Origin of the sequence: Rhodanobacter sp. PCA2 (genome assembly GCF_013620825.1) — a bacterium.
Lineage (GTDB): Bacteria > Pseudomonadota > Gammaproteobacteria > Xanthomonadales > Rhodanobacteraceae > Rhodanobacter_A.
Window position 1 is genome coordinate 86,763 of sequence record NZ_NJIC01000016.1, and the last position, 13,481, is coordinate 100,243.

General features: G+C 69.2%; 7 protein-coding genes. 2 read left to right on the plus strand and 5 right to left on the minus strand.

The window, feature by feature from the left end:
- Positions 1–26: 26 nt before the first annotated feature.
- The 5 genes from PCA_RS06130 to PCA_RS06150 all read right to left on the minus strand — a co-directional run bounded on the left by PCA_RS06130 (position 27) and on the right by PCA_RS06150 (position 9,917).
- Positions 27–1,508 (minus strand): efflux transporter outer membrane subunit, encoded by a 1,482-nt coding sequence (locus PCA_RS06130; RefSeq protein WP_181301713.1) that lies wholly within the window; start codon positions 1,506–1,508, stop codon positions 27–29.
- A 48-nt stretch (positions 1,509–1,556) separates the two neighbouring features.
- Complete coding sequence (locus tag PCA_RS06135; RefSeq protein WP_181301714.1) at positions 1,557–4,670, minus strand: CusA/CzcA family heavy metal efflux RND transporter; 3,114 nt, start codon at positions 4,668–4,670, stop codon at positions 1,557–1,559.
- A complete protein-coding gene (locus PCA_RS06140) occupies positions 4,663–5,787 on the minus strand; it encodes an efflux RND transporter periplasmic adaptor subunit (RefSeq protein WP_181301715.1) in 1,125 nt (374 codons plus the stop codon). Before PCA_RS06140 ends, PCA_RS06135 begins: the two co-directional genes overlap by 8 nt.
- A 706-nt stretch (positions 5,788–6,493) precedes the next feature.
- Positions 6,494–8,320 carry a translational GTPase TypA gene (typA, locus tag PCA_RS06145; protein WP_181301716.1) on the minus strand — a complete coding sequence of 609 codons (1,827 nt, stop codon included), beginning with the start codon at positions 8,318–8,320 and terminating at the stop codon, positions 6,494–6,496.
- Positions 8,321–8,519: 199 nt separating this feature from the next.
- Positions 8,520–9,917 carry a GntP family permease gene (locus tag PCA_RS06150; RefSeq protein ID WP_181301717.1) on the minus strand — a complete coding sequence of 466 codons (1,398 nt, stop codon included), beginning with the start codon at positions 9,915–9,917 and terminating at the stop codon, positions 8,520–8,522.
- Between the two features lie 168 nt (positions 9,918–10,085).
- Between PCA_RS06150 and PCA_RS06155 the strand changes: the two genes are divergently transcribed.
- Complete coding sequence (locus PCA_RS06155; protein ID WP_181301718.1) at positions 10,086–12,311, plus strand: TonB-dependent receptor; 2,226 nt, start codon at positions 10,086–10,088, stop codon at positions 12,309–12,311.
- A 43-nt stretch (positions 12,312–12,354) separates the two neighbouring features.
- Positions 12,355–13,371 carry a PHB depolymerase family esterase gene (locus PCA_RS06160; protein WP_181301719.1) on the plus strand — a complete coding sequence of 339 codons (1,017 nt, stop codon included), beginning with the start codon at positions 12,355–12,357 and terminating at the stop codon, positions 13,369–13,371.
- Positions 13,372–13,481 lie beyond the last annotated feature (110 nt).

The window sequence follows — 13,481 nt, forward strand, 5'->3', positions numbered from 1 at the left end:
CATCTTCGGATCGTGGAGCAGAGGGATCATTGTGCTTGAGGCGCAGCCGTCTTTTCATGCTGCCACCAGCCGCCGCCCAGCGCCTGGAACAAGGCGGCCGTGTCGCTGTAGCGGTTGACCCGTGCCTGCACCAGCGCGATCTCGGCCTGCTGCCACGCCTGCTCGGCCTGCAGCACGGCAAGATGGCTCACGTCGCCGAGCGCGAACTGCTGGCGGTTGATCGCGAGGCTGCGCGCGGCGGCCTGTTCGGCGGTTTGCGCGGCCTGCAGGCCGTTGGCGTCGGCCTTGAGCGCGTGCAGCGTGTCGGCCACGTTCTGCAGCGCGGCGATCACGGTGCCGCGGTATTGCGCCTTCGCGCCGTCGAGGGCGGCTTCGGCGGCGCGCTGCTGGTGCTTGAGGCTGCCCGCGTCGAACAGCGGCTGCGCCACGTCGGCGCCCAGGTTCCAGAACACGGTGCCGTGGCTGAAGAGGTTGCCGATGTCAGTGGGCGAGCTGCCCGCGCTGGCGTTGAGCGTGAACTTCGGCAGGCGGTTGGCTGCGGCCACACCGACCTGGGCGCTGGCTGCGTGCAACTGCGCTTCGGCGGCGCGCACGTCCGGGCGCTGCGCCACTAGTTGCGAGGGCAGGCTGAGCGGCAGCGTGTCGGGAAGATGCAGGTCGGCGAGGTCGAAGGCAGGCAGCCGTGCGTCCGCCGGGGCGAGGCCGAGCAGGGCGGCGAGCGCGTCGTTCTGCTGGTCGAGCTGTTTCTGCAGCGGCGGCAGCGTGGCCTGCGCCTGCGCCAACATGGCCTGTTGCGCGGCGACGTCCGCCTGCGCGAGCTGGCCCAGCTTGAGCTGGCGCTGGAACGAATCGAGCGTCTCCTGCTGGTTGGCGATGATCTTCTGCGTGGCTTCGATCTGTGCGCGCAACCCGGCCTGCTCGATCGCCGCGACCACCACGTTCGAGGTCAGGCTGAGCCTGGCCGCTTCCAGTTGATAGCGCTGCACGTCGGTCTGCGCGCGCAGTGCTTCGAGCTGGCGCCGGTTGCCGCCGAACAGGTCCGGCGCCCAGGACACGCTGAGCTGCGCGGTGTGCAGGGTGTAGTAGTCGTAGCCCGAGGCGGCCGGGCTGGCCAGCGTGCCGGCGATGCGCTGGCGCGTCACGTTGTAGTCGGCCGTCGCGGCCGGATACAGCGCGCCCCTGCCGGCGGCGAGTCCCTCCTGCGCCTGGCGCAGCGAAGCCTGCGCGGCGGCCAGCCCGGGATTGGCCTTGAGCGATTGCCGGATCAGCGCGTCGAGCTGCGGCGAGCGGAACAGCGTCCACCATTGCGCGGGCACGTCCATGCCGGCGACGAGGCGCTGCGCGCCGCTGCCCTCACCGATGGCGGCGGGCAGGGGCTGCGCGGTGTAGCGGTCGGTCTCCGGCGCGGCGGGGCGATGGAAATCGGGCCCGGCCATGCAGCCGGCGAGCAGGGTGGCGCCGGCCAGGATCGGCAGTGCGCGGAACGTGCGATGGATGGACGTCTTCATGCGAACACCTGATGGCGGCGCGCGCTCAGGCGGCGCGCCGCGTGCCTATCAATGGACGATGCCCTGCGCTGGAACGGAGCTGGCGACGCGCGGCGGGTGGCGACGCTCGATCCAGCTTTCCAGCGCGTAATACAGCGCGGGCAGCAGATACAGCGTGAGCAGGGTGGCGATGGCGAGGCCGCCCACCACCACGGTGGCGAGGCCGCGCTGCACGTCGGTGCCGATGCCGGTGGCGAGCGCGGCGGGCAGCATGCCCATGCTGGCCACGGTGGCGGTCATCAGCACCGGGCGGAAGCGTTCGGCGGCGCCTTCCACCACCGCGTGCGCCAGCGCCATGCCCTGCGCGCGCAGGCGGTTGATGTTGGCCACCATGATGATGCCGTTCTGCACCGCCACGCCGAACAGCGCGATGAAGCCCACGGCGGTGGCGATGTTCAGCGTCTCGCCGCGCAGGTGCAGCGCGATCAGGCCGCCCAGCGTCGCCAGCGGCACCACGCCCAGCACCAGCAGCGCCTGGCGCAGTTTGCCGAACTCGCCGAACAGCAGCACCGCCATGAGCGCCATCACCATGCCCAGCACCACCAGCAGCCGCGCCTGCGCACGTTCGGCCTCCTGGAACGTGCCGGCCCATTCCAGGCGGTAGGACTGCGGGTCGTAGTGCACCTTCTGCGCGATCAGCGCCTGCGCCTGCGCCACCAGTTTCGACAGCGCGAGCCGGTTGTTGTCCACCGTGATCGACAGCTGGCGCTTGCCGCTTTCGTGGGCGATCGTGCCTTCGCCGGTCTGGTAGGCGATGTGCGCCACCAGCGACAGCGGGATCTGCCCGCCGTTGGCGGTCGTCAGCGGCAGCCTGCCGATCGCCTCCACGTCGTTCGCCACCTCGTTCGCCACGCGCGCGGTGACGTTGTAGATGCGGTCGCCCACGTAGACCTGGGTGATCGGCGCGCCGCCGATGGCGGTCTGGATCAGCCCGCTGATGTCCGCCACGTTGATGCCGTAGCGCGCCGCGGCGGCGCGGTCGGCCTTGATCACCAGCTGCGGGATCGGCGGCTCCTGGAAGATCGCGGCATCGGTGCCCGGGATGGTCTTCAGCGTGTCGACGATGGTGTCGCCCAGCTTGCGCATCTGCCTGAAATCGTCGCCGTAGACGTACAGCACCAGCGCGCTGTGCGCGCCGCTGACCATGTCGTTCTCGCCGTCGCTGATCGGCTGGCTGATGCCGACGCTCATGCCGGGCAGTTCGCGGTCCAGCTTCGCCTGGAAGCGCCGCACGAACGCGGCCTTGCTTTCGCCGCCGGGCCAGGTGCCGTAAGGCTTCAGGCCCACCGCCACCTCGACGTGCGACGGCGTCCACGGATCGGTGCCGCTGTCGTTGCGGCCGATCTGGGTGACCACATGGGACACTTCGGGGAAGGACCGCACCACGCGGCGCAGGTCGCTGGCCATGCCGCTGGCCTGGTCCAGCGACAGCCCGCTGGGCAGCTGCACCTGCAGCCACAGCGAACCCTCGTCCAGCGTGGGCAGGAAGGCGCGGCCCAGGGTGGCGCCGAACACGATCACCGCCGCCAGCGCGAGGCCGGTGGCGAGATAGGCGAGGTGCACACGCTGCAGCAGTTTGCCGAGGCTGGACCTGAAGCCGGCGTGCAGCCGCTCCAGCGGCTTGTTGTGGAACGGCTTGCGCGGCTTGCGCAGCGCCAGCCACGCCAGCCCAGGGATCAGCGTGATCGTGCACAGCAGCGCCGCCAGCAGCGCGTAGCCCACGGTGAACGCCATCGGTCGGAACAGCTTGCCTTCCGCATGCTCGAACGCGAACAGCGGCAGGTAGGCGGTGACGATGATCAGCGTGGCGAAGAAGATCGGCTTGCCCACCTGCGCGGTGGCGGCCATCACGTCGGAGGCGGCCAGCTCCTCGCTGGGCTTGGCTTCGCGGCGCAGCAGGATCGCCTCGGTCACCACGATGGCGCCGTCCACGATCACGCCGAAGTCGATCGCGCCGATGGAGAACAGGTTCACGCTCATGCCGGTGAGGTGCATCAGGATGAACACGGTCACCAGCGACAGCGGGATCACGGTGGCCGTCACCAGCGCCGCGCGCGGGCTGCCCAGGAACAGGATCAGCACCAGGCAGACCAGGCCCACGCCTTCCATCACGGTGTGGAACACCTTGTCGGTGGTGGCGTGCACCAGGTCGTCGCGGTCGAGGTAGGGCACGATCTTCACGCCTTTCGGCGCGAGCCGGCGGTTCAGCGCGTCCACCTTGGCATGCAGGTCCACCAGCACCGCCGACGGGTTCTGGTACTTCAGCAGGTCGACGATGCCCTCGACGGCGTCCGGGTTGCCGTCCTTGCCGAGGATGCCCTCGCGCACCTGGTGGCCGTAGCGCAGCAGGCCGAGGTCGCGCACCAGCACGGGCGAGCCGTTGGACTGGCTCACCACGATGTCGCCCAGATCCTTCAGCGAATGCACCATGCCGATGCCGCGCACGATGTAGCTCTGCTCGCCGCGGGTGATGCGGCCGCCGCCGGCGTTCGCGGTGTTCGCGGTGATCGCCTGGGTCACCTGGCTCACGCTCACGCCGTGGCGCTGCAGGCTGGCCGGGTCCAGCACCAGCTGGAATTCCTTGGTGTAGCCGCCGAAGTTGTCCACGTTCGCCACGCCGGGCACGGACTGCAGCGCCGGGATCACCACCCAGGTGTTGATCTCGGAAAGCTGCATCAGGTTCTGCGTGTCCGACTCCAGCGTGTAGCGGTAGATCTCGCCGGCCGGCCCGGACACCGGGTCGAGGCCGGGCGTGATGCCGGGCGGCAGCTGCGCCTGGGCGATGCGCTCCATCACGCGCTGGCGCTCCCAGTAGTCCTCGCTGCCGTCCTTGAACACCAGGGTGATCAGCGACAGGCCGAACGTGCTGCTGGAGCGCATGTGCACCAGGCCCGGCGTGCCGGCCAGCACGCGTTCCAGCGGCGTGGTGATCTGCTGCTCGATCTCCTCGGCGGCGAGGCCGGGCACCTGGGTGGTGACCTGGGCGGTGACGGCGCTGAGTTCGGGGTAGGCCTCGATGGAAAGCCGGGTCCACGAGTACCAGCCGAAGATCGCCACCAGCACGGTGACCACGAAGAACAGCGTGCGCTTCTGGAAGCAGAACTCGATGATGCGGTTAATCATTGAGCAGCACCCCGCCCGCCACCACCACGCGGTCGCCGGCCTCGAGGCCCTTGAGCACCCGGGCGCCCGCGCTTTCGTCGTAGCTCAGTTCCACCGCGCGGCGTTCGAACATCCACGGCGCCACCTCGACGAACACCGTGGTGCTGTCGTTGTTCATCAGCAGCGCGGATTCCGGCACGAACACCTGCGCCGGCTGCGCCACGGCGATGCCGGCGCGGGCGTACATGCCGGGCTTGAGCGCGTGGTCGGCGTTGTCGATGGCGATGCGCACCGGGTCGCGGCGGCTGGCCGGATCGAGCACGGCGCCCACCGACGCCACGGCGCCGCGGAACACCCGGCCGGGCCACGCCGGCACGCTGGCGGTGGCGGCCTGGCCCCGCGCGACCTGGCCCAGCGCGTCCTCCGGCACCTGGGCGGTGATCCAGAGCCTGTCGATGTTGGCGATCGTCATCATCGGCGTGGTGGCGTCGTTGACGTACATGCCCGGCGCCACCGACAGCGCGGTGATGGTGCCGGCGATGGGCGCGCGCACCTGCATGGGCCGCGCTCCGCCCTTCGCGGCGGCGCTGCCGCCAAGCGCGGCGAGGCGGGTCTGCGCCCGCCGGGATTCCGCCTGGGCCTGCACGTAGCCGCTTTGCGCGGCTTCCAGATCCTTTGTCGCCGTGCCGCCGGCCTGCTGCACGCCGCGGGCGCGCTCCAGGGTCTTGCCCGCGAGGTTCAGCGCATCGCGCGCCTTGTCCGCGTCGGCGTAGGCCTGGGCGAGGTCGCCGGAATCGATCACCGCGAGCAACTGGCCGCGCTGCACCTGCTGGCCGAGGTCGACGTGCAGCTCGACCACGCGTCCGGCGAGCGCGGGCAGCACGTTCGCCATGTGCGCGGGGTCGGCCTCGACGGTGGCGGGGAATTCCAGTTCGTGCGGGGCCTGCCGCAGCTCCACCGATGCGATCTTCAGCCGCTGGCGCAGCGGCGAGTCGGCGGGCACTTCGATGCGCTGGCCGTGGCGCACGAAGGCGGGCGGGGTTTCCTGCGCGGTCTCGCCGTGCGAGCAGCCGGCCAGCAGGCCGGCGAGGGCGAGCGTGCAGAAGGCGACGCGCGGCTTGAGGATGTTCACGTACATGGCTTGGATCCGTTGTGGCCGGTCGGGCGAGGGCGGATGCAAGCCGGGCGATCAGCCGCGCATCACGCCGGACGTCGTGGTCCGGACGGGAAAATCGGTGGAAGTGCGCCCGCTCGGGACGCGGAGGGAGGTCGACTGTCGCCGGGCATCAGGAGCCTCCGTGATCCCGGGGTGGATCGTGCGGCATGCGTGTGGCGGACAGACGACAGGCACGAACCTGCGACCGCCCCGCGGGCGCGGCGGCGTGGAGTGGGCGCGGGCGCGCCGGGGCGTGGAAGCGGTGGAGCTGCATGGGCTCGCCTGTGTCGTGCGCCTGCGGCGCAGCGGGCGGCCCGTATCCCTCAGTCGAGGAAGGCGCGGGCCGACCGCAGGCGGTCGCAGGCGTTCGTCGGGTTGTGCGATGCCGGCATCCGCAAGAGCTTGCGATTGCCGGCGCGGCTACCGGGATAACTGTCCATTTCTCGCGGGGAGTGGCCAAAGAAGCCGTCAGCCGGGCTGAAGGCGCGCGCACTGTAGTCGCGGTCCGGCGGGCTGTCAACGCGTTCTGGACGGCCAAACGAGTCGGTTGGCGCCGACCGCGCGGGCAGGTGCGGCAGCGGCGGGCTTCAGGGCATGAATCGTTGCCGACGCCGCGGGCGCGTCGGGGCACGGAAAGCCGAAGGCCGCCTCGCGGCGGCCTTCGACGATGCTGCATGCAACGGCCCGCTCAGCCGCGCGAGGCGCGCTTGCGGTCGTTCTCGGTGAGATATTTCTTGCGCAGGCGGATCGACTTCGGGGTCACCTCGACCAGTTCGTCGTCGTCGATGAAGTCCAGCGCCTGTTCCAGCGACATGCGGATCGGCGGGGTGAGCTGGATGCCGTCGTCCTTGCCGGCGGCGCGCATGTTGGTGAGCTGCTTCGCGCGCAGGGCATTGACGGTGAGGTCGTTGTCCTTGGCGTGGATGCCGACCAGCTGGCCCTCGTACACCTCGTCGCCGTCGCCCACCAGCAGGCGGCCGCGCTCCTGCAGCATGTTCAGCGCGTAGGCCGGGGTGGGGCCGGTGCCGTTGGAGATCATCACGCCGTTCGGGCGCTGGGCGATCTGGCCTTCTTCCTTCGGGCCGTAGTGGTCGAACACGTGGAACAGCAGGCCCGAACCCTGGGTGAGGGTCTTGAACTGGTTCTGGAAGCCGATCAGGCCGCGCGCCGGGATCATGTATTCCAGGCGCACGCGGCCCTTGCCGTCGGATTCCATGTTCTTGAGCTGGCCCTTGCGGATGCCGAGGCGCTCCATCACTGCGCCCTGGTGGGTTTCCTCCACGTCCACCACCAACTGCTCGAACGGCTCCATCGACTGGCCGTCGATCTCCTTGATGATCACCTCGGGACGCGACACGGCCAGCTCGTAGCCCTCGCGGCGCATGTTCTCGATCAGCACCGACAGGTGCAGCTCGCCGCGGCCGGAGACCAGGAACTTGTCGGCGTCCGAGCCGTCCTCCACGCGCAGCGCCACGTTGTGCACCTTCTCGCGGTCCAGGCGGTCGCGGATCTGGCGGCTGGTGAGGAACTTGCCGCCGGACATGTCCTTGTTGCCCGCGAACGGCGAGTTGTTGACCTGGAAGGTCATCGAGATGGTGGGCTCGTCCACGGTCAGCGCCGGCAGCGCCTCGGGCACCTCGGGCGCGGTGACGGTGTCGGAAATGGTGAGCTCGGGAATGCCGGAGATCGCGATGATGTCGCCGGCCTCGGCGCTGTCCTGCTCGATGCGCTCCAGGCCCATGAAGCCCAGCACCTGGCCGACGCGGCCGCTGCGTTTCTTGCCCTCGCGGTCGATGATGGCGACCGGCATGCCCTTCTTCATGGTGCCGCGCTGGATGCGGCCGATGCCGATCACGCCCACGAAGCTGTTGTAGTCGAGCTGGCTGATGCGCATCTGGAACGCGCCTTCCGGGTCGACGTCGGGCTTCGGCGCGTGCTGCATGATCGCCTCGTACAGCGGCGTCATGTCGCCCTCGCGGGCCTCGTGGTCGAGGCTGGCGTAGCCGTTCAGCGCCGAGGCGTAGACGATGGGGAAGTCCATCTGCTCCGGCGTGGCGCCGAGGCGGTCGAACAGGTCCCATACCTGCTCGACGACCCAGTCCGGACGGGCGCCCGGACGGTCGATCTTGTTCACCACCACGATCGGCTTGAAGCCCATCGCGAAGGCTTTCTGCGTGACGAAGCGCGTCTGCGGCATCGGGCCGTCCATCGCGTCGACCAGCAGCAGCACCGAGTCCACCATCGACAGCACGCGCTCCACCTCGCCGCCGAAGTCGGCGTGGCCGGGGGTGTCGACGATGTTGATGCGGTTGCCGTTCCACTTGATGGCGGTGTTCTTGGCCAGGATGGTGATGCCGCGTTCCTTTTCCTGGTCGTTGCTGTCCATCACGCGCTCGGCCAGCACGGTGCGCTCGTTGAGCGTGCCGGACTGCTTCAGCAGCTGGTCGACGAGGGTGGTCTTGCCGTGGTCGACGTGGGCGACGATGGCGATATTGCGAAGGTTTTCTATGGACATGGGCAGGGCTCGGGCGGTGTGGGGGACCGTCACGCGGACTTTTGGAAAGGCGAATCGGCCGATTATACGCGCATGTACGGGCACTTGCGCGAGCCCCGGCCGGCAAAAGCCGCCGGCGGCCGGGCCGGCCGCCCGCTGGGCCGGCCGGAGATGTTGGGGCGCTGCCTGTCGTCCCTGCCGCGGGAAAGCCGTCCCGCGCTCAGACCAGCCCGGTCAGGGCATAGGTCGCGATCACCGCGAACACCGCCAGGGTCTTGATCACGGTGACCGCGAAGATGTCGCGGTAGGACTGGCGGTGGGTGAGCCCGGTCACCGCCAGCAAGGTGATCACGGCGCCGTTGTGGGGCAGGGTGTCCATGCCGCCCGAGGCCATCGCAGCCACGCGGTGGAACACTTCCAGCGGGATGCCGGCGGCATGCGCGTTCGCGATGAAGGTGTCGGACATCGCACCCAGCGCGATGCCCAGGCCGCCGGAAGCCGAGCCGGTGATGCCGGCCAGCACCGTCACGGTCACCGCCTCGTTCACCAGCGGGTTCGGGATGGCGTGCAGCGCGTCCGCCACCAGCTTGAAACCGGGCAGGGCGGCGATCACCGCGCCGAAGCCGTATTCCGAGGCAGTGTTCATCGAGGCCAGCAGCGCGCCGCCCACGGCGGCCTTGCTGCCTTCGGCGAAGCGGAGCGCGACGGGTTTCCACGCGAACGCCAGCACGCACAGGATGCCGAGCAGCAGCGCGCCTTCCACCGCCCAGATCGCGGCCACCTTGCCCACTTCCTGCACCACCGGCGCGCTCTTGCCGACCACGCTGGGCTGGAACGCCGCGTTGCTGCCGTACAGGCGCGGGATCAGGTCGGTGAGCAGCTTGTTCGCCACGCCCACCAGCACCAGCGGCAGCAGCGCGATCAGCGGATGCACCAGCTTGCCGTGGTCGAACGGCGCGGGCTCGTTGACGAGGTCGCCGCCGTAGCCTTCGCCCGCGTGCGCCGCCTTGCGCCGGCGCGATTCCAGGTAGGCGAGGCCGGCCAGCAGGATGAATGCGGCGCCCAGCGCGCCCAGCCACGGCGCCGCCCAGGTGTTGGTGCCGAAGAACGCGGTGGGGATGATGTTCTGGATCTGCGGCGTGCCCGGCAGCGAATCCATGGTGAAGGTGAACGCGCCCAGCGCGATGGTGCCGGGAATCAGCCGCTTCGGGATGTCGCTGGCGCGGAACAGCTCGGCCGCGAACGGGTACACCGCGAACACCACCACGAACAGCGACACGCCGCCGTAGGTGAGCAGCGCGCACACCAGCACGATGGACAGGATCGCGCGGCTGCGCCCCACCAGCCCGATGGTGGCGGCCACGATCGCCTTGGAGAAACCCGACAGCTCGATCAGCTTGCCGAACAGCGCGCCGAGCATGAACACCGGGAAATACAGCTTGAGGAAGCCGACCATCCTGTCCATGAACAGGCCGGTGAACATCGGCGCCACCAGCGCGGGCTCGGTCAGCAGCACGGCGCCCAGCGCAGCCAGCGGCGCGAACAGGATCACGCTGTGGCCGCGGTAGGCCGCCAGCATCAGGAAGCACAGCGCGGCCAGCACGATCAGGAATGCCATGCGTTCGAATCCCCTGCAGAGATGGAGCGAGGGTTGCAGTATTCGGCAGCGCCGCGCCGCGCAGGCACTGTACGAAGGTACAAGTGTCGTCGCTGCATGCGCTGCCTAAGCTCGCCGCAAAATCCGGCATCCACGTCCGTTGGGTGCGTCCACGATGAGGGGGAGTTCATGAAGCGCACGCATCTGAGTCTGGCGGTCGGTCTGGCGGTGGGTACGGCGTTCGCCGCGCCGGCGTGGGCGCAGCAGGCACCCGCCGATACCGGCGCGCAGGGCAATGCGCCGGTCAAGGTGAAACAGCTCGACCAGGTGACGGTCACCGCGCGCAAGCGCGTGGAAACGCTGCAGGACGTGCCGATCGCGGTCAGCGCGTTCACCGCCGAGGACCTGCGCACGCAGAACGTGCAGAACCTGGGCGACCTGCAGGGCAAGGTGCCTTCGCTGCAGATCTACGCCGCGCGCGGCTCCAACACCACGCTCACCGCCTACATCCGCGGCGTCGGCCAGGCCGATCCCACCTGGGGCTTCGATCCGGGCGTGGGCATCTACATCGACGGCGTCTACATGGCGCGTCCGCAGGGCGCGATGCTGGACGTGTTCGACGTGGAGCGCGTCGAGGTGCTGCGCGGCCCGCAGGGCTCGCTGTACGGCAAGAACACCATCGGCGGCGCGATCAAGTACATCTCCAAGCCGCTGCCGGTGAAGACCGAGGGCGCGGTCGAGGCCACCGTGGGCACGCACGGCGAGAAGGACGTCAAGGCCAGCCTCGGCACCGCCAGCGCCGACCAGGTCTGGCGCGGCCGCCTCGCGGTGGCCAGCCTGCACAACGACGGCTTCGGCAAGAACATCGACACCGGCAGCCGCAACGGCAACAAGAACACCAACGCGGCCCGCCTCACCGTGGGCTTCTTCCCGTCGAACAGCTTCAACGCCCAGCTGGAGTTCGACGGCGTGCGCGACAACTCCAACCCGCGCGGCGCGAAGCTGCTGGAGGTCAACAAGCTCTATCCGCAATACCAGCCGCTCTCCAGCAACTACGACACCCGCGGCGGTATGGCGCAGCTCAACCACACCAAGCTGTACGGCACGGCGCTGACGATGAACTGGATCGCCAGCCAGGCGTGGTCGCTGAAGTCGGTCACCGCGGTGCGCGGCTCGTCCACCGACACCAACATCGACTTCGACACGCTGCCGGCCAAGGTCGCCGACGTCAACGCCGTCTACAGCGACCACCAGTTCAGCCAGGAATTCCAGGCCAACTACGACGCCGGCGGCAGCGTGCACGGCGTGTTCGGCCTGTTCTACTTCGACGGCACCGCGAACGGCACGATCCACAACATCTTCCTGGGCTCGCCGCCGTACTCCACGCTGGGCCTGGCGCAGTACGGCAGCACCGGCGGCCGCATGGGCACCAAGAGCTACGCCGGCTACGGCGACTTCAGCTGGGACTTCAGCCCCGACTGGAGCCTGGACGTGGGCCTGCGCTACACCCACGAAACCAAGACCGCGCTGATCCAGAACTACGGTTTCGCGAACGCCGACTTCGCCACGCCGGTGGGCGTGCTGGCGAACTTCAGCGGCTCGCATGCGACGAACAACGTGTCGCCCAAGGTGTCGCTGGACTGGAGCGTCAACCCGAACGTGAAGCTCTACGCCAGCTACAGCGAAGGCTTCCACTCGGGCGGCTACAACATCCGCGCGAACTGCGTGGCGATCCCCAGCTCGTGCCGGCCGATCGACGACGAGAAGGTGAAGTCGTTCGAGCTGGGCAGCAAGATGACGTTCTTCGACGACCGCCTGATGCTGAACACGGCGCTGTATCGCAACGTGTATTCCAACATCCAGCTGTCGGTGTTCACCTCCTACACGCAGCCGAACGGCCAGCAGGGCTTCTTCGGCGACTTCACCAACGCCGGCAAGGGCCGCATCGACGGCCTGGAGGAAGAGTTCGCCTGGATGCCGAGCGAGTACTGGACCCTGCGCGGCAGCCTCGCGTGGATGCACACCAAGTACACGAAGTTCATGAGCAGCGGCGTCAACATCGCCGACAAGCAGAAGTTCACCAATGCGCCGAAGTTCTCCGGCGGCCTCACCCTCGAGCACACCGTGCCGCTGGCCAACGGCGGCAGCATCGGCGCCCGCATCAACTACACCTACCAGGCCATGGTGTACCCGGAGACCACGCTGTCGCCGCTGATCGCGCAGCCGGCCTACGGCCTGTGGAACGCCGGCGTGACCTGGCAGATCGACCAGCCGTGGTCGCTGAGCCTGCAGGGCAGCAACCTCGCCAACAAGGGCTACCGCACCACCGGCTACAACATCGCCGCGCTGGGTATAGTGACCGGGTACTACGGCAATCCGCGGATGGTGACGCTGAGCGCGCGTTACCAGTTCTGACCACGATGCACGCGGCGGCGACGGGAGAATCGCGATGCGATGGATGAAATGGTGTTTGGCCGTCGCCGTGCTGTTCGCGGCGACGGCGCAGGCCGACGAGGCCGCGCCGCTGCCCAGGCTGAAGCTCGACCCGGCGCGGGTGGCGGTGACCGGGCTGTCGTCCGGGGCGTACATGGCGACCCAGGCGCAGCTCGCGTGGCCGGAAATCTTCCATGGCGCCGCCATGGTGGCCGGCGGCCCGTACGGCTGCGCGAACGGGCAGTTGAACGCGGCACTGGGCAGCTGCATGAAAGGCGTGCCGCCGCCGGACGTCGATGCATTGGTGGCGCGTGCCGAACAACGCGCCAAGGCGGGCGAGATCGGTCCGTTGGCTGCCCTGGCGCATGCGCGCGTCTACCTGCTGCACGGCCGTGCAGACGCCACGGTCGCCCCGGCGGTGGCCGAAGCCGGCGCCGCGTTCTACCGCAAGCTGCGCGACGGCGTGCCCGGCCTCAAGGGCATGCAGGTGGTAGACGATGCCGGGCGCGATTTCGCGCACAACCTGCCGGTGGCGGCGAGCGGCGACGATTGCGGCAAGTCCGAATCGCCGTACCTTGGCCACTGCGGTTTCGATGCCGCCGGCGCGATCTTCGCCCACCTGTACGGCCCGCCGCCGCGCGCCGTCGCGGCGGCGAAGGGACAGTTGCGCACGTTCGACCAGGACGCATTGCGCCCTGCCGGCGCCGATGCGTTCATGGCTCCTGCCGGCTACGTCTACCTGCCGCCGGACTGCGCGGCGGGCAAACCCTGCGGCCTGCTGGTCGCCTTCCACGGTTGCAGGCAGAACGCCGAGTCGGTGGGCGAGGCCTTCGTGCGCGACGCCGGCTTCAACCGCTGGGCCGACGCCTACGACGTGGCCGTGCTGTACCCTCAGACCCGCGCAAGCTTCGCGCCCTTGAATCCGCAGGCATGCTGGGACTGGTGGGGATACTCCGGCTCGAACTACGACACCCGCCAGGGCGTGCAGTTGCGCTGGCTGGCGGCGGCGGTGCGGGCGGTGGGGTTGCCGGATGGCAAGTGATGGCGGCTGGCGCCGTTGCTGCCTTCGAATCGAGTCGTGCTTGCAGTGAGCAAAGGCTTTCGCCCGCCCTATGGGCGGTCGAGCTACTTTCTCTTTGCGTGCCCAAAGAG

Excerpts from the sequence above, each read along its gene's own strand:
- PCA_RS06130 (WP_181301713.1), bottom strand. The coding sequence starts at position 1,508 with ATGAAGACGTCCATCCATCGCACGTTCCGCGCACTGCCGATCCTGGCC.
- PCA_RS06135 (WP_181301714.1), bottom strand. The coding sequence starts at position 4,670 with ATGATTAACCGCATCATCGAGTTCTGCTTCCAGAAGCGCACGCTGTTC.
- PCA_RS06140 (WP_181301715.1), bottom strand. The coding sequence starts at position 5,787 with ATGTACGTGAACATCCTCAAGCCGCGCGTCGCCTTCTGCACGCTCGCC.
- typA (WP_181301716.1), bottom strand. The coding sequence starts at position 8,320 with ATGTCCATAGAAAACCTTCGCAATATCGCCATCGTCGCCCACGTCGAC.
- PCA_RS06150 (WP_181301717.1), bottom strand. The coding sequence starts at position 9,917 with ATGGCATTCCTGATCGTGCTGGCCGCGCTGTGCTTCCTGATGCTGGCG.
- PCA_RS06155 (WP_181301718.1), top strand. The coding sequence starts at position 10,086 with ATGAAGCGCACGCATCTGAGTCTGGCGGTCGGTCTGGCGGTGGGTACG.
- PCA_RS06160 (WP_181301719.1), top strand. The coding sequence starts at position 12,355 with ATGAAATGGTGTTTGGCCGTCGCCGTGCTGTTCGCGGCGACGGCGCAG.